Below are 15,205 nucleotides of genomic sequence, written 5' to 3' on the forward strand. Positions count from 1 at the left end.
ATGACGGGCCCCTGCCGGCGCGGACGGCTCCACGGTGGCGTGCACCGGCCGGGCCTCGGGGACTCGGCCACACGCTAACCGCTGGCGCCCCGGAATGGGGTCAGTTGTGCAGGAACGATCCGGCGCACGAGGCTTGCCCCGGCCCGCGCCGTTCCCCGCCGACCGAGCTGTCGGCGCCCGCAGGACGCGCCGTACACTCCCCGGGTGACCGCCACCACCACTCCCGTAGACGAACCGGATCAGCTGGATCCGCGGCCCTCGCAGGGCGGCCGTGCCCTGCGTGTCCTGCGACGGTTCGCGCCCGCCGCCGTGGCGGCCCTCTCCGGAGTGCTGCTTTACGTCAGCTTCCCGCCCCGCACCCTGTGGTGGCTGGCGCTCCCCGCCTTCGGGCTCCTCGCCTGGTGTCTGCACGGCCGGACCTGGAAGGCGGGCCTCGGCCTCGGCTATCTCTTCGGCCTCGGCTTCCTGCTGCCGCTCCTCGTCTGGACCGGCGTCGAGGTCGGCCCCGGTCCCTGGCTCGCGCTCGCCGCCGTCGAGGCGGTCTTCGTCGCCCTGGTGGGCGCGGGCATCGCGGCCGTCTCCAAGCTGCCCGGTTATCCGCTCTGGGCGTCCGCCCTGTGGATCGCGGGGGAGGCGGCACGCGCGCGCGTGCCGTTCCACGGCTTCCCCTGGGGAAAGATCGCCTTCGGCCAGGCTGACGGCGTCTTCCTGCCGCTCGCCGCCCTGGGCGGCACCCCCGTGCTCGGGTTCGCCGTCGTCCTCTGCGGTTTCGGGCTGTACGAAGTCGTCCGGCTGCTCCGCGCTCTGCGTGAGACCGCGGTGGACGGCGCCCGGACCGTGCGCCACGGTGCGGCGGCGGTGGCGGTGGCGGTCCTCAGCGTGCTCGTACCGGTGGCCGGCGCCTTCGCCGCGCGGGGGCTCGTCAGCGACAAGGCGGAGGACGGCACCGCGACCATCGCCGCCATCCAGGGCAACGTCCCGCGCGCGGGGCTCGGCTTCAACGCACAGCGCCGCGCGGTCCTCGACCACCACGTCCACGAGACCGAACGCCTCGCCGCCGAGGTGAAGGCGGGCAAGGCGAAGCGCCCGGACCTCGTCCTGTGGCCGGAGAACTCCTCCGACATCGACCCCTTCACCAACCCCGACGCGCGCGTCGCCATCGAGGACGCGGTCAAGGCGATCGGGGCCCCGGTCTCCGTCGGCGGCGTCGTCGAGACCGAGGACGGCAAGCTGTACAACGAGCAGATCCTGTGGGACCCGGAGAAGGGCCCCACGGAGACGTACGACAAGCGCCAGATCCAGCCCTTCGGCGAGTACATCCCGCTGCGGTCCCTCATCAGCGCGTTCAGCAGTGATGTCGACAAGGTGCGCCAGGACTTCAGCCGCGGCACCGAGCCCGGCGTCTTCACCATGGCCGGCACCCGGGTGGGCATCGCCACCTGCTACGAGGCCGCCTTCGACTGGGCGGTGCGCGACACCGTCACGCACGGCGCGCAGCTCATCTCGGTGCCCAGCAACAACGCCACCTTCGACCGCAGCGAGATGACCTACCAGCAGCTCGCGATGTCCCGGATCCGCGCGGTCGAACACAGCCGCGCCGTCGCCGTCCCGGTGACCAGCGGCGTCAGCGCCGTGATCGATCCCGACGGCCAGGTCAGGGCGAAGACGACCTGGTACACCGCCGACTCGCTCGTCGAGGAGGTGCCGCTGCGCTCCTCGCGGACACCCGCCACCCGGTTCGGCGTGCTGCCCGAGGGCATCCTGGTGCTGATCGCCGCGGGCGGTCTCGGCTGGGCCGTCACGTCGGCGGCGCGGGCACGGCGGGCCGCGCGGGGATGACCGGGGACCTCGCCGGGAGGACCGCGCGACGCCGTTAGGGTCGGAGCATGGCTACTCCTGACTTCATCCGCACGATCCGGGCCGACGCCGGCCAACAGCTCCTGTGGCTCCCCGGAGTCACCGCCATCGTCTTCGACGACGACGGGAGGGTGCTGCTCGGGCGGCGCTCCGACAACGGCAGGTGGTCGGTGATCGGCGGCATCCCGGAACCGGGGGAGCAGCCCGCCGAGTGCGCGGTGCGCGAGGTGTACGAGGAGACGGCGGTGCACTGCGTCCCCGAGCGCGTGGTCCTGGTGCAGGCACTCGAACCGGTCACGTACGACAACGGCGACCAGTGCCAGTACATGGACATCACCCTGCGCTGCCGCGCGGTCGGCGGCGAGGCCAAGGTCAACGACGACGAATCGCTCGAAGTGGCGTGGTTCGACGTGGACGTGTTGCCCCACCTGCACGAGTTCTCGCTGTTCCGGATCAAGCAGGCGATGGCGGCCGAGGGCCCGGCCTGGTTCGCACCGCAGGCCCGGGCATGACCGGCGAGAACGGGGAGCAGACGCCCCCGCCCGGCCGGAACGCCCCGCACGACTCGATGACCGCCGACGAGATCGAAGCGGTCCATGTGGCCGCCGCGCCCAGACTCGACGGCCGGATCACCCTGCGGGAGTACGACCCGCGCTGGCCGGACGTCTTCGAGCGCGAGGCGGCGCGGATACGGGAGCGCCTCGGACACGTCGACCACCGCATCGAGCACGTCGGCTCCACCTCCGTGCCGGACCTCCCGGCGAAGCCGGTCGTCGACATGCTGCTGACCGTCCCCGACCCGGCCGACGAGGGCTCCTACGCACCGGCGCTTCTGGACCTCGGCTTCGAGCTCGTGATCCGCGAGCCCGACTGGTACGAGCACCGCATGCTCCGCAAGCACGCGCTCGACGCGAGCGCCGGGACGGCCAACCTGCATGTCCTGTCGACGGGTTGCCCGGAGGCCGAGCGCATGCTGGTCTTCCGCGACCGGCTCCGGGAGCACCGCGGCGACCGCGAGCTGTACGCCGAGACCAAGCGCACGCTGTCCCGGCGGACATGGGAGTACGTGCAGAACTACGCCGACGCCAAGTCGGAGGTGGTGGCGGGCATCATGGCCCGCGCCGGCGGGGAACACCAGGAGCGGTGACGACGGCCGGGGCGCCCGCCGGGAGACCGCGAGTGGTCGCTTCGGCAGGGCCGACTGCCGCTGAGGAACCGGACGCCACCCCGGTGTTCCCGGCCGAGGGCGACGGCGGCCTCAGTTCTTGACGGCCTCCGCGATGCGCAGCGCGGCCTGTTCGGGCCCGAGCCGGGTGGTGTCCACGACCTCCGCCGCGGCGTGCAGCCAGGTGCGGGCCGCCTCGGCGTAGGGCGCGAGGTGTGCGAGGCGGAACTCGGAGGGGCCGAGGACGGTGTCCCCTTCGATACGGCCGCGCAGGGTCTCCTGGTCGGCGTGGAGGACGAAGTGGCGTACGGGGATGGCGTGTTGGGCGAGGCCCGCGCTGATCTCCCGCCAGTACTGCTCGACCAGGACGGTCATCGGGACGACCAGGGTGCCGCCGGTGTAGTCGAGGACGTGCCGGGCGGTCTCGACGACCAGCGGCCGCCACGGCGGCCAGTGCTGGAAGTTGCCCGTCCACGGCAGCCCCGGCTTGATGTCCATGAGCGTCTCGCCGACCTTCTCGGCGTCGAACACCCGCGCGTCCGGCAGCAGTTGCTGCACCAGGCCGCTGGTCGTCGTCTTGCCCGCGCCATGGGTTCCGTTCAGCCATACGATCATGCGGCCGAGCGTAGCGATCCGCCCGGGAGGGGCACGAGGGTTCGCGGCGGGCGGGCGAGCCGACACCGCCCGGCGGCCCGGACCGGCGTACGACGGCGGGGAACTCCCTGTACGCCGGCTCGGGGCCCCATGCGGCGTCCGCGGTCCGGCCGCACTCCGTTAGCCTGAGGGCACGATGAACCGTTTGAGCACGTCATGGGGTGCGTACGACCTCACCCGCTTCCCGGAGGACCCCCGCGACCAGCTGCGCGCCTGGTCCGCCGCCGACGCGTACCTGCTGCGCCACCTCGCGGGGGAGGAGGGTGCGGACGCGGTCGGCCTCAGCGGCACCGTGGTCGTCGTCGGCGACCGGTGGGGCGCGCTGACCACCGCTCTCGCCGGGCACGCGCGCGGGCCCGTGCAGATCACCGACTCCTTCCTCGCCCAGCAGGCCACCCGGGCCAATCTCGCCCGGGCGGGCCACGCGCCCGACGCGGCCCGGCTCCGCACCACCCGAGACGCCCCGCCCGAGCGCGTCGACGTGCTCCTGGTCCGCGTCCCCAAGAGCCTGGCGCTCCTGGAGGACCAGCTGCACCGGCTCGCCCCGGCCCTGCACGAGGGCACCGTCGTCGTGGGCACCGGCATGGTCACCGAGATCCACACGTCGACCCTGGACCTCTTCGAACGGATCATCGGGCCGACCAGGACGTCGCTGGCCCGGCAGAAGGCGCGCCTGATCTTCAGCACGCCTGACCCGGCGCGCGCGGCCGGCCCGAACCCCTGGCCCGGCAGCTATGTGCTGCCCGCCGACTCCGGGGCCGCCGCCGGCCTGACCGTCGTTAACCACGCGGGCATCTTCTGCGCCGACCGGCTCGACATCGGCACCCGCTTCTTCCTCAAGCACCTGCCGCGCGCCCGCGGCGGCGCCCACGTCGTCGACCTGGGCTGCGGCAACGGCGTGCTCGGCACCGCCGCCTCCGTGGCCGAGCCCGACGCCACGGTCACCTTCATCGACGAGTCCTTTCAGGCCGTCGCCTCCGCCGAGGCCACCTTCCGGGCGAACGCCGCCGAGGACGCCGAGGCGCACTTCGTGGCCGGCGACGCCCTCGCGGCGGTCCCGCCCGGCACCGTGGACCTCGTCCTGAACAACCCGCCCTTCCACAGCCACCAGGCCACCACCGATGTGACGGCCCGCCGGATGTTCTCCGGCGCCCGCGCCGCCCTGCGCCCCGGTGGTGAGCTGTGGGTCATCGGAAACCGCCACCTCGGCTACCACGTCAAGCTCCGCAAGCTCTTCGGCAACGCGGAGGTCGTGGCGAGCGACCCGAAGTTCGTGCTGCTGCGGGCGGTGAAGGGCGGCCGCTGACCCGCCGCCCGCGAGGTCCCTTTCCCGCCGTCCCCCCGCCCGCCCGGTGGCGCTCGTCCCGCACGGCTGGTGTGCTGGACGCGCATGAGCCGTTCCGTACGGCCGGCGTACCGGTACGCCGCCGCGGCGCCGTGGGGCCCGGTCGGCGTGCCCCCGCGCAGCACGGGACGCGCCGCGCACGACTGACCCGCCGTTCTCGTGGAACCCGACCGGCGCTCCGCCGTACCGCCTGCCCGGCCGTACGTCCCGAACCCTGCGAGGAGAGAAGCCCGTGGCAGCCCTGGCGAAGGAACACCTGGCGGCGCTCGACGCCCACTGGCGTGCCGCCAACTACCTGGCAGCCGGTCAGATCTACCTGATGAGCAATCCGCTGCTCACCGAACCGCTGCGGCCCGAGCACATCAAGCCCCGGCTGCTCGGCCACTGGGGCACCTCGCCGGGCCTCAACTTCGTCCACACCCATCTCAACCGCGTCATCAAGGAGCGTGACCTGGACCCGCTCTGCGTGTGGGGTCCCGGGCACGGCGGTCCCGCGGTGCTCGCCAACGCGTGGCTGGAGGGCAGTTACACGCAGGTGTACCCGGACGTCACGCGGGACGCGCAGGGCATGGCGAAGCTGTTCCGGCAGTTCTCCTTCCCCGGCGGCGTGCCGAGCCACGTGGCGCCCGAGACGCCCGGTTCGATCCACGAGGGCGGCGAGCTCGGCTACTCCCTGGCGCACGCCTACGGAGCCGCGTTCGACAACCCGGAGCTGCTGGTCGCCTGTGTGATCGGCGACGGCGAGGCCGAGACCGGGCCGCTGGCCGGCTCCTGGCACGCCAACAAGTTCCTCGACCCCGTGCACGACGGCGCCGTCCTGCCGATCCTCCACCTCAACGGCTACAAGATCGCCAACCCCACCGTGCTGGCCCGGCTCCCCGAGGCCGAACTCGACGCGCTGCTGCGGGGGTACGGCCACGAGCCGCTGTACGTGGGCGGCGACGACCCGCGCAAGGTCCACCAGACGATGGCCAAGGCCATGGACCAGGCGCTCGACCGCATCACCGCCATCCAGCGGGCCGCCCGGAGCAACGGGGCGCAGGGCCGCCCCCGCTGGCCCGTGATCGTGCTGCGGACGCCCAAGGGCTGGACCGGCCCGGCGACCGTGGACGGCGAGCCGGTCGAGGGCACCTGGCGCGCCCACCAGGTCCCGCTCGCCGGGGTGCGCGACAACCCGGAGCACCTCGCCCAGCTGGAGCGGTGGCTCCTCTCGTACCGGCCGCGCGACCTCTTCGACGCGGACGGCCGCCCGACCTCGCAGGTCCTGGCCTGCGTGCCCGAGGGCGAGCGCCGGCTCGGCGCCACCCCGCACGCCAACGGCGGACGGCTCACCCGGCCGTTGCCGGTGCCGCCCCTGGAGCGGTTCGCCGTCCCCGTCGACAAGCCGGGCACCGTCCTGCACGAGCCGACCCGCGTCGCCGGTGAGCTGCTCGAGCAGGTCATGGCGGACACCGCGGGGCGCCGCGACTTCCGGGTGGTGGGCCCGGACGAGACCGAGTCCAACCGGCTCGGCGCGCTCTACGAGGCCACCGGCAAGGCCTGGCAGGCCCGCACCCTCCCCACCGACGAGCACCTCGCCCGTGACGGCCGCGTCATGGAGATCCTCTCCGAACACCTCTGCCAGGGCTGGCTGGAGGGCTACACCCTCACCGGCCGGCACGGCCTGTTCTCCTGCTACGAGGCGTTCGTCCACATCATCGACTCGATGGTCAACCAGCACATCAAGTGGCTGAAGACCTCCCGGTCGCTGCCCTGGCGCGCGCCCGTGCCGTCCCTGAACTACCTGCTGACCTCGCACGTCTGGCGCCAGGACCACAACGGCTTCTCGCACCAGGACCCCGGCTTCGTGGACCACGTGCTCAACAAGAGCCCCGAGGTGGTCCGGGTCTACCTGCCGCCGGACACCAACACCCTGCTCTCCGTCACCGAGCACGTCCTGCACAGCCGCGACTACGTCAACGTCGTCGTCGCCGGCAAGCAGCCCTGCTTCGACTGGCTCACCCTCGACGAGGCCCGTGCGCACTGTGCGCGCGGCGCGGGCACCTGGGAGTGGGCCGGCACCGACGACGGCTCGCGCGAGCCCGACGTCGTCCTCGCCTGCGCCGGGGACGTACCCACCCAGGAGGTCCTCGCCGCCGCGGCGCTGCTCCGCGAGCACCTGCCCGGCCTGGCCGTGCGCGTCGTCAACGTCGTCGACATCGCCCGGCTGATGCCCGAGGAGGAGCACCCGCACGGGATGGCCGGCTCCGAGTTCGACGCCCTGTTCACGCCGGACAAGCCGGTGATCTTCGCATACCACGGCTACCCGTGGCTGATCCACCGGCTCGCCTACCGCCGTACAGGACACGCCAATCTGCACGTGCGCGGCTACAAGGAGGCGGGCACGACGACCACGCCCTTCGACATGGTGGTCCGCAACGACCTCGACCGCTACCGGCTCGTCATGGACGTCATCGACCGCGTCCCGGGCCTGGCCGTGCGCGCGACGGCCGTACGTCAGGCGATGGCCGACACCCGCACCCGCCACCACTCCTGGATCCGCGAACACGGCACGGACCTGCCGGAGGTCGCCGACTGGACATGGCCGTTCTGATCCGGCCGGGCCCACCACGCCCCACAGCGGTCCGAGGCCGTTGTCGGACCCCTGTGGCACCGTGTGGAGTGGACCGACCACACAGGCGCGAGGAGGGGCATGTCACCGGCCGACGAGCTGTTCGCGCGCGCCCGGACCGAGCTCGGCCCGGGCGCGGCGCACCTGCCCGACTGGCTGCCCGCGCGGGAGCAACGGCGCCTTCTCGAGGCGTGCCGCGCGTGGGCCCGGCCGCCCGCCGGCCTCCGGCTGGTCAGGACACCCGGGGGCGGCACGATGACGGCCCGCCAGTTCTGCCTGGGCCTGCACTGGTATCCGTACGGGTACGCGCGCACCGTGGTGGACGGGGACGGGGCGCCGGTGAAGCCGATGCCCCCGTGGCTCGCCGAGCTGGGCCGCGCGGCGGCGGAGGCGGCCGGCCACACGGTCGAAGAGCCGTACGACATCGCCCTGGTGAACTTCTACGACGCCGACGCGCGCATGGGCATGCACCGCGACAGCGACGAGAAGTCCGACGCCCCCGTGGTGTCGCTGAGCCTCGGTGACACGGGCGTCTTCCGCTTCGGCAACACCGGGACGCGTACGAAGCCGTACACGGACGTGGAGCTGCGCAGCGGCGACCTGGTGGTCTTCGGCGGCGCGTCCCGCCTCGCGTACCACGGGGTGCCACGGGTGCTCCCGGGCACGGGGCCGCCGGAGCTCGGCCTCGCCGGCCGGGTGAACATCACCCTGCGCGTGAGCGGGTTCGGGTGAGGCCCGCGGGGGCCGCCTATGACGCGTCGTGGAAGACCAGCCCCAGCGACCTCCGCAGTCCCGACCGCACCGTGCTCACCCCGTGGCGTACCGGGGCGGCCGACCAGCCGCGGGCGGAGCGGACCGGGCGGTCGCGGGTGGTGAAGATCAGGCCGTGGCCCTGGGGGAGGGCCGTCGTCGTGCCCCGCGACTGCGCGCGGGGACGCTGTTCGACGAGAAGGAACTCGCCGCCCGTGTAGTCGGTGCCCTGCTCGTCCAGGCCGATGACGACCTGCAGCGGGAAGACCATGTCGCCGAAGAGGTCGCGGTGCAGGGCGTTCCAGTCGCCCTCCTCGTAGCGCAGCAGGATCTGGGCCGACCTCGTCTGGCCCGCCGCGTGACACCGGTCGAGCCACTCCTCCAGGGAATCCGGCCAGGGCGCGGGGCGGCCGAGGCGGGCCGCCCAGTCGCGGGCGACGGCGAGCAGGTGCGGGTAGAGCGCGGCCCGCAGCTCGGCGACGGGGGAGGGCAGGTCGTGGGTGAAGTAGCGGTACTGTCCGGAGCCGAAGCGGTGCCTGGCCATGTCGACGGTGGAGCGGAACAGCGTCAGGTCGTCGTAGAGCCCGGCGAGGTGCCGGCACGCGGCCGGATCGAGGAGCCGCGGCGTGAGCGCGCAGCCGTGCGCGTCGAGCTCGGCGGCGATTGCCGTCCAGTCCGCGGCGTCGACCGCCGCCCCGGCCGACCGTGCGGTGGTGGTCATGCCGCCTCCAGGTCCAGGAGCCGCCGCTTGTTGTCGAGGCCGCCCGCGTACCCGGTGAGGGAGCCGTCGGCGCCGATCACCCGGTGGCAGGGGCGCACCACGAGCAGGGGGTTGCGTCCGACGGCGGAGCCCAGGGCGCGGACCGCGACCCGGGAGAGTCCCAGCTGCTCGGCGAGCCGCCCGTAGGTGGTCGTGGTGCCGTACGGGACCGTGTCCAGGGCGTCCCAGACCCTGCGCTGGAACGCGGTGCCCGCCCCGGCGGCGTACTCGATGTCGAAGTGGGTCAGGCTCCCGGCGAAGTACCCGCGCAGCTGCGCGGTGATCACGTCGAAGGCCGCGTCGTCACGCGTCCAGCCGTCCCGGACGACGGCGCCGCCCTTCTGCCCCGGCATGGACAGCGAGACGAGCGCGGTGCCGCCCTTGGCGGTGGCCGACTCCTCGCCCACCAGCAGCAGCTCGCCCAGCGGGCTGTCGAAGGTCGTGTGGACGGTCATGGGGCTCTCCTCGGTGGTGCCGTGATCCGTGCGGGTTCTTCCTGGTGACATCCACCAGTCTGCTGCGCGCGCGCGAGCGTGGCTGGCGGGATTCGGACATGGCGCTGAGGCGAGGTCCGGCACGCCCCGCGGGTGGCCCGTGAGGTTCGTCCCGCCTTATGCAACTAGTTGCATAAGAGGGTCGTGCTGGTCTACAACTGTCCCGTAGACACCGCGTACGGAGGCGCCGCATGAGCCGTTACCCGAACCTGCTGAACCCGCTCGACCTGGGCTTCACCACCCTGCCCAACCGGGTCCTGATGGGCTCCATGCACGTGGGCCTCGAAGAGGCACCGAACGGCTTCGCGCGGATGGCGGAGTTCTACGCGACCCGCGCCCGCGGCGGCGTCGGCCTCATCGTCACCGGCGGCATCGCCCCGAACGAGGTGGGCCGGCCCTGGGACGGCGGCGCCAAGCTGACCACCGAGGCGGAGGCCGCGGAGCACCGGGCCGTCACGGCGGCCGTGCACGCCGAGGGCGGCCGGATCGCCCTGCAGATCCTGCACTTCGGGCGGTACGCCTACCACGACAAGCTGGTCGCTCCCAGCGCGCTCCAGGCGCCCATCAGCCCCTTCGTGCCCCGTGCGCTCACCGACGACGAGGTCGAGCAGACCATCGAGGACTTCGTGCGCACCGCCGAGCTCGCGAAGCTCGCCGGATACGACGGCGTCGAAGTCATGGGCTCCGAGGGCTACTTGATCAACGAGTTCATCGCCGCCCCCACCAACACCCGCACCGACCGCTGGGGCGGCTCCTACGAGAACCGCATCCGCTTCCCCGTCGAGATCGTCCGGCGCACCCGGGAGCGGGTCGGCGCGGACTTCATCCTCATCTACCGCCTCTCCATGCTGGACCTCGTCCCCGGCGGCTCCACCCTCGACGAGGTCGTCCACCTCGCCAAGGAGATCGAGGCCGCGGGCGCCACGATCATCAACACCGGCATCGGCTGGCACGAGGCGCGCATCCCCACCATCGCGACCTCGGTGCCGCGCGGCGCGTACACCTTCGTCACCAAGAAGGTCATGGGCGAGGTCTCCGTCCCGCTCGTCACCACCAACCGCATCAACACCCCGGAGATCGCCGAGCAGTTGCTCGCCGACGGCGCCGCCGACATGGTCTCGCTGGCCCGCCCGCTGCTCGCCGACCCCGACTTCGTCGCCAAGGCGCGGGCCGAGCGGGCCGACGCCATCAACACCTGCATCGGCTGCAACCAGGCCTGCCTCGACCACACCTTCAACCTGCAGATCACCTCCTGCCTGGTGAACCCGCGCGCCTGCCACGAGACCGAACTCGTGCTCTCGCCGACCCGCGCCAAGAAGCACCTCGCCGTCGTCGGCGCCGGTCCCGCGGGACTCGCCTTCGCCGTGTCGGCCGCCGAGCGGGGCCACGACGTCACCCTCTTCGACGCCGCTCCCGAGATCGGCGGGCAGCTGAACGTCGCCCGCAGGGTCCCGGGCAAGGAGGAGTTCGACGAGACCCTGCGCTACTTCCGCACCCAGCTCGAACTGCGTGGCGTCGACGTCCGGTTGAACACCGTCGTCACCGCGGAAGAGCTCGCCGGAGCCGGGTACGACGACGTGATCGTCGCCGCCGGTGTCACGCCCCGCATCCCGGAGATCCCCGGCATCGACCACCCCAGCGTCGTCGGCTACCTCGACGTGCTGCGCGACGGCGCGCCGGTGGGGGAGCGGGTCGCGATCATCGGCGCCGGCGGCATCGGCTTCGACGTCGCCGAGTTCCTCACCGACGGCGGCGAGAAGGCGAGCCTGGACCCGGCGACGTACTTCCGGCAGTGGGGCGTCGACATGGACTACCGCGAGCGCGGCGGTCTGACGAAGCCCGTGCGGCCCACCCCGCCGCGCACCGTCCACCTGCTCCAGCGCAAGGCGTCCAAGGTCGGCAAGGACCTGGGTAAGACCACCGGCTGGATCCACCGCACCGAACTGCGCCACCGCGGCGTCGCCATGGTCGCCGGGGTCACCTACGACCTGATCGACGACGCGGGCCTGCACGTCACCGTCGACGGCGAGTCGTCCGTGATCCCCGTCGACACCGTCGTGCTCTGCTCCGGGCAGGAGCCCCGCCGCGACCTGTACGAGGAGCTCGTCGCCGCCGGCGTCACGGCCCACCTCATCGGGGGCGCCGACGTCGCCGCCGAGCTGGACGCCAAGCGCGCCATCAAGCAGGGCACGGAGCTCGCCGCCGCGCTCTGAGCCGGCCTCGCCCGGCGCGGGGCGTCCCTAGGATTGCCCCATGTCCCTCCCGCACGCCATCCTCACCGCCCTCCTCGAGAAGCCGTCGTCGGGCCTGGAGCTCACCCGCAGGTTCGACAAGTCGATCGGCTACTTCTGGTCGGCCACGCACCAGCAGATCTACCGCGAGCTGGGCCGGCTGGAGCGCGACGGGGCGATCCGCGCGCTGCCCCCGCAGGGGGTCACGCGCGGGCAGAAGAAGGAGTACGAGGTATTGCCGGCGGGCCGCGCCGAACTGGCGCGCTGGACGGCCGAGCGGCAGGACCCCAAGCCGCTGCGGGACACCCTCCTGCTGCGCCTGCGGGCCGCGGCCGTCGTCGGCACGGACGGCATCCAGCAGGAGCTGCACCGCCATCTAGGCCTGCACCAGCGGCAGTTGGCCGAGTACGAGGAGATCGAACGGCGGGACTTCCCGCCGGGCAAGGACGCCGTCGAGGACCGGCTGCGCCATGTGGTGCTGCGCGCGGGCATCGACCTGGAGACCTTCTGGACCCAGTGGCTCACGCGGGCGATCGAGGAGCTGGAGGCGCCGTGACGGGACGGCGCCTCCGCCCGTCCGTGGGCTCGGGCCGACGCCTCCGCGGGTACTAGCTGATGTTGATGTGAACGTTGAAGCGGATGTTGACCACCGTGACGAAGAAGTTGCCCTGCTTGGTGCGGCGCTCCAGGGTGTCGCCGGTGCTGCCCTTGCCCTTCTGCTCCTTGTTCTCGACCGGCAGGTAGTCGAAGCCGCGGAACACCTTGTCGTCGGCCGCCGCGGCGATCTTGCCGACCCGGCGCCAGTGGCCGCACAGATCGTCGTAACGGGTCTGGCCGAGCTTCGTGCCGTACGTCATGTTGAGGCCGCCGCCCCCGACGTACTGGGCGCACACCTGCTGGAAGATCCGGACGGCGTGCTCGTCGAAGGAGTCCACCCCCTCGGTCTGGCCCAGGATGTCCTCCTCGTCCCCGGAGATCTTCGCCTGCCGGGCCGCCTTCTGAGTCGCGTTCTGGCGTTCCTGCTGGTCCCCGAGGATGGCCTTCTCGGCCGTGTCGATGCCGGTGTCCTTCTTGCAGGCGATGTCGAGCGTGTTCTGCCAGGTCGCGTCGGAGATCCACTCCCGCGCGAAGTCGATGCGGTCGCAGAACGCGAGCAGCAGGACCTCGGCCTCCTTCTGGCTCTCCGCGTAGACGACGCCCTTGTACTCCTTCGTCATGGCAGTCCCCCTCCTGATGCCGCCGGGGCGGCACTGTCGGCCCGGGCGTTCGCATCCCGTTGCTTCCCGGGTGCGCAACGTCTCACCGTGCGGCCCGCACGTCATCAGGTGGCGCCGCTTCCGTTCCACCGCGGCGCGGCCCGGGGCGTGCGCTGCCGGGTCACCCGCCGAGGGTCGGCTCCTCGGGGTCCCAGTCGTCGGGGAGCGGTTGCGGCGGCACGAGCTGGGTCGCGAGCGGCAGGAACTTCGCGCGCGCCGCCGAGTCCGTGATCGCGGTCATCGCCTGCAGGACGTGCAGGGCGAGCGCGCCGGAGGCCCGGTGGGCGGTGCCCGTCCGCAGGGCGCGCGCCATGTCGACCACGCCGAGCCCGCGCCCGTCCGTCCGCCCGCGGACCGGCAGTTCGCGCCACTCGTCGCTGCCGTGGGGCAGCAGGCGCAACGGGCCGCCGAACGTGTTCGGGTCGGGCACCGCGAGGGTGCCGTCGGTCCCGGTGATCTCGAAGCGGATGCGGCGCAGCGCGGAGTCGAAGCTGAACGTCGAGGCGGCGCGTACCCCGGAGGCGAACCCGATGAGTGACGCCACATGCGTCGGCACGTCGACGGGGAACACCTGCCCCGCCTTCGGCCCCGACCCGACGACGCGCTCCGCACGCGCGCGTGCCGCCACCGCGGCCACCTGCGCCACCCCGCCGAACAGGGCGACGAGCGAGGTCAGATAGTAGGGGCCGAGGTCGAAGAGCGGCCCCGCGCCCGGCTGGTAGAAGAACGCCGGGTCGGGATGCCATGACTCGGGACCGGGGCCCTGGGTCACCGTCGTCGCCGCCACGGGCGCGCCGATGTGCCCAGCCGCCACCGCCCGCAGCGCCGACTGCAAACCCGCGCCGAGGAACGTGTCCGGCGCGTTGCCCACGCGCAGCCCGCGCTCGGACGCCTCGGCGAGCAGCTTCTCCGCCTCGCCCGGCGCGAGCGTGATCGGCTTCTCGCCGTAGACGTGCTTGCCGGCCCGCAGCGCGGCCGCGGCCACCTGCGCGTGGGCCGCCGGCACGGTGAGGTTGACGACGACCTCGACCTCGGGAAGGGCGAGCGCCGTCGCGGGGTCGCCCGCCACGGGTATGCCGTGGGTGCGGGCCACGGTGGCGGCCCGCTCCTCGTCGAGGTCGGCGACGGCCACGACCCGCACGTCCGGGAACCCGCTCAACGTATGCAGGTACTGGGCGCTGATGACGCCCGCGCCGACGACGGCGACGCCGACGGGGCCCGCGCCGGCCGGGGCGTGGTTCATGGCGCCGCCAGGGAGGCGAGGTGCGTCCGGCTGGCGGCGAGTGCGTCGAAGAGGTCGTCCGCGTCGCCCGCGCAGGAGTCGAACTCGACGATGCGCCAGGCGTCGGGCGCCGCGGCGAGGATCTCCGGCACCGGCATGACACCGCCGCCGACGGCCACGTTCGGGTCCTCCTTGGTGCCGGGCCCGTCCTTGAGGTGCAGCGCGCGGACGCGGTCCCCGAGGCGGCGCAGCAGCGCCGGGACCTCGGCGCCGCCGACCGCGGCCCAGTAGGTGTCGATCTCCAGGAAGACGGCGGGGTCGAGGAGTTCGGCCAGCACGTCGACGGCGTGCCGGTCGCCGAAGCGGGGCTCGATCTCCCACCAGTGGTTGTGGTAGCCGATCCGTATGCCGTGCCGTTCGGCCACCGCGGCAAGGGAGTTGAGGCGGTCGGCGGTCCGTGCAAGACCGTCGCGCGAGGTGAACTCCTCGGGTGCGATGCCCGCGGGGACGATCGCGTGGTCGGTGCCGAGTGTCGCCACCGCGTCGAGCACGGGTTCCGGCTCGGGGCCGAGCAGGTGCGGGGCGTGCGTGCCGGAGACGGTGAGACCGAGATCGTCGGTCAGTCGCCGCAGCCCCTCCGGGTCGCCGAGGACGTCGTACGCCTCCACGGCGCCGTACCCGAGAGTGGCGAGGCGGCGCAGCGTCCCGGCCCGGTCGGCGACGAGCTGATCGCGCACGGAGTAGAGCTGAACGCTGAGCGGTCGTGGCATGAGCGCGCCCTCCCTGTCGGCTGGGAGGACGGTAAGTCGGTTCGCGGGGGCGGGCAAGGGTGCGTCGGCCGGGCGGGAGGGGCGTGTGGC

14 protein-coding genes are annotated in these 15,205 nt (G+C 72.9%); 8 read left to right on the forward strand and 6 right to left on the reverse strand.

What is annotated here, in order from left to right:
- Positions 1-204 precede the first annotated feature (204 nt).
- The 3 genes from lnt to ACZ6B8_RS23690 are packed head-to-tail and all read left to right on the forward strand — an operon-like array spanning position 205 to position 3,004.
- Positions 205-1,839: an apolipoprotein N-acyltransferase gene (gene lnt / locus ACZ6B8_RS23680; RefSeq protein WP_471608501.1), complete on the forward strand. Its 1,635-nt coding sequence runs from the start codon at positions 205-207 to the stop codon at positions 1,837-1,839.
- A gap of 47 nt (positions 1,840-1,886) precedes the next feature.
- Positions 1,887-2,369, forward strand: coding sequence for an NUDIX hydrolase (locus tag ACZ6B8_RS23685; protein WP_471608502.1), 483 nt, complete (start codon positions 1,887-1,889; stop codon positions 2,367-2,369).
- Positions 2,366-3,004: a GrpB family protein gene (locus ACZ6B8_RS23690; protein ID WP_471608503.1), complete on the forward strand. Its 639-nt coding sequence runs from the start codon at positions 2,366-2,368 to the stop codon at positions 3,002-3,004. Before ACZ6B8_RS23685 ends, ACZ6B8_RS23690 begins: the two co-directional genes overlap by 4 nt.
- A 111-nt stretch (positions 3,005-3,115) precedes the next feature.
- On the opposite strand, the gene ACZ6B8_RS23695 is transcribed toward ACZ6B8_RS23690, so the two are convergent.
- Positions 3,116-3,637, reverse strand: a complete 522-nt coding sequence (locus ACZ6B8_RS23695; protein WP_471081791.1) for a P-loop nucleotide/nucleoside kinase family protein — start codon at positions 3,635-3,637, stop codon at positions 3,116-3,118.
- A 175-nt stretch (positions 3,638-3,812) separates the two neighbouring features.
- Here ACZ6B8_RS23695 and ACZ6B8_RS23700 point away from each other — a divergent pair, with 175 nt between their 5' ends.
- The 3 genes from ACZ6B8_RS23700 (at position 3,813) to ACZ6B8_RS23710 (ending at position 8,364) form a co-directional block, all read left to right on the forward strand.
- Positions 3,813-4,982, forward strand: a complete 1,170-nt coding sequence (locus ACZ6B8_RS23700) for a methyltransferase (RefSeq protein ID WP_471608504.1) — start codon at positions 3,813-3,815, stop codon at positions 4,980-4,982.
- A 271-nt stretch (positions 4,983-5,253) separates the two neighbouring features.
- On the forward strand, positions 5,254-7,614 hold the full coding sequence (locus tag ACZ6B8_RS23705) for a phosphoketolase family protein (RefSeq protein WP_471608505.1): 2,361 nt from the start codon (positions 5,254-5,256) through the stop codon (positions 7,612-7,614).
- Between the two features lie 99 nt (positions 7,615-7,713).
- On the forward strand, positions 7,714-8,364 hold the full coding sequence (locus tag ACZ6B8_RS23710) for an alpha-ketoglutarate-dependent dioxygenase AlkB family protein (RefSeq protein ID WP_471081782.1): 651 nt from the start codon (positions 7,714-7,716) through the stop codon (positions 8,362-8,364).
- Positions 8,365-8,380: 16 nt separating this feature from the next.
- Here the strand turns inward: ACZ6B8_RS23710 and ACZ6B8_RS23715 are convergent, their stop codons facing one another.
- Entirely contained in the window at positions 8,381-9,103 is a 723-nt protein-coding gene (locus ACZ6B8_RS23715; RefSeq protein WP_471608506.1) for a 2OG-Fe(II) oxygenase, read from the reverse strand.
- Positions 9,100-9,597 carry a methylated-DNA--[protein]-cysteine S-methyltransferase gene (locus tag ACZ6B8_RS23720; RefSeq protein ID WP_471081776.1) on the reverse strand — a complete coding sequence of 166 codons (498 nt, stop codon included), beginning with the start codon at positions 9,595-9,597 and terminating at the stop codon, positions 9,100-9,102. Before ACZ6B8_RS23720 ends, ACZ6B8_RS23715 begins: the two co-directional genes overlap by 4 nt.
- Positions 9,598-9,827: 230 nt before the next feature.
- Between ACZ6B8_RS23720 and ACZ6B8_RS23725 the strand changes: the two genes are divergently transcribed.
- A complete protein-coding gene (locus ACZ6B8_RS23725) occupies positions 9,828-11,849 on the forward strand; it encodes an NADPH-dependent 2,4-dienoyl-CoA reductase (RefSeq protein WP_471081772.1) in 2,022 nt (673 codons plus the stop codon).
- A gap of 40 nt (positions 11,850-11,889) precedes the next feature.
- On the forward strand, positions 11,890-12,423 hold the full coding sequence (locus ACZ6B8_RS23730; RefSeq protein WP_471608507.1) for a PadR family transcriptional regulator: 534 nt from the start codon (positions 11,890-11,892) through the stop codon (positions 12,421-12,423).
- A gap of 52 nt (positions 12,424-12,475) precedes the next feature.
- Here the strand turns inward: ACZ6B8_RS23730 and ACZ6B8_RS23735 are convergent, their stop codons facing one another.
- The 3 genes from ACZ6B8_RS23735 to ACZ6B8_RS23745 all read right to left on the reverse strand — a co-directional run bounded on the left by ACZ6B8_RS23735 (position 12,476) and on the right by ACZ6B8_RS23745 (position 15,115).
- The gene (locus ACZ6B8_RS23735) at positions 12,476-13,084 is read right to left on the reverse strand and encodes a hypothetical protein (RefSeq protein WP_471608508.1); all 609 of its coding nucleotides are present in this window, start codon (positions 13,082-13,084) and stop codon (positions 12,476-12,478) included.
- A gap of 160 nt (positions 13,085-13,244) precedes the next feature.
- Positions 13,245-14,366, reverse strand: coding sequence for a Gfo/Idh/MocA family protein (locus ACZ6B8_RS23740; RefSeq protein ID WP_471608509.1), 1,122 nt, complete (start codon positions 14,364-14,366; stop codon positions 13,245-13,247).
- Positions 14,363-15,115 carry a sugar phosphate isomerase/epimerase family protein gene (locus tag ACZ6B8_RS23745; RefSeq protein ID WP_471608510.1) on the reverse strand — a complete coding sequence of 251 codons (753 nt, stop codon included), beginning with the start codon at positions 15,113-15,115 and terminating at the stop codon, positions 14,363-14,365. The genes ACZ6B8_RS23740 and ACZ6B8_RS23745 overlap by 4 nt, the downstream gene beginning before the upstream one ends.
- Positions 15,116-15,205 lie beyond the last annotated feature (90 nt).

The organism is Streptomyces sp. NPDC041122, assembly GCF_055592445.1.

Excerpts from the sequence above, each read along its gene's own strand:
- ACZ6B8_RS23685 (WP_471608502.1), top strand. The coding sequence starts at position 1,887 with ATGGCTACTCCTGACTTCATCCGCACGATCCGGGCCGACGCCGGCCAA.
- ACZ6B8_RS23690 (WP_471608503.1), top strand. The coding sequence starts at position 2,366 with ATGACCGGCGAGAACGGGGAGCAGACGCCCCCGCCCGGCCGGAACGCC.
- ACZ6B8_RS23695 (WP_471081791.1), bottom strand. The coding sequence starts at position 3,637 with ATGATCGTATGGCTGAACGGAACCCATGGCGCGGGCAAGACGACGACC.
- ACZ6B8_RS23700 (WP_471608504.1), top strand. The coding sequence starts at position 3,813 with ATGAACCGTTTGAGCACGTCATGGGGTGCGTACGACCTCACCCGCTTC.
- ACZ6B8_RS23710 (WP_471081782.1), top strand. The coding sequence starts at position 7,714 with ATGTCACCGGCCGACGAGCTGTTCGCGCGCGCCCGGACCGAGCTCGGC.
- ACZ6B8_RS23715 (WP_471608506.1), bottom strand. The coding sequence starts at position 9,103 with ATGACCACCACCGCACGGTCGGCCGGGGCGGCGGTCGACGCCGCGGAC.
- ACZ6B8_RS23720 (WP_471081776.1), bottom strand. The coding sequence starts at position 9,597 with ATGACCGTCCACACGACCTTCGACAGCCCGCTGGGCGAGCTGCTGCTG.
- ACZ6B8_RS23725 (WP_471081772.1), top strand. The coding sequence starts at position 9,828 with ATGAGCCGTTACCCGAACCTGCTGAACCCGCTCGACCTGGGCTTCACC.
- ACZ6B8_RS23730 (WP_471608507.1), top strand. The coding sequence starts at position 11,890 with ATGTCCCTCCCGCACGCCATCCTCACCGCCCTCCTCGAGAAGCCGTCG.
- ACZ6B8_RS23735 (WP_471608508.1), bottom strand. The coding sequence starts at position 13,084 with ATGACGAAGGAGTACAAGGGCGTCGTCTACGCGGAGAGCCAGAAGGAG.
- ACZ6B8_RS23740 (WP_471608509.1), bottom strand. The coding sequence starts at position 14,366 with ATGAACCACGCCCCGGCCGGCGCGGGCCCCGTCGGCGTCGCCGTCGTC.
- ACZ6B8_RS23745 (WP_471608510.1), bottom strand. The coding sequence starts at position 15,115 with ATGCCACGACCGCTCAGCGTTCAGCTCTACTCCGTGCGCGATCAGCTC.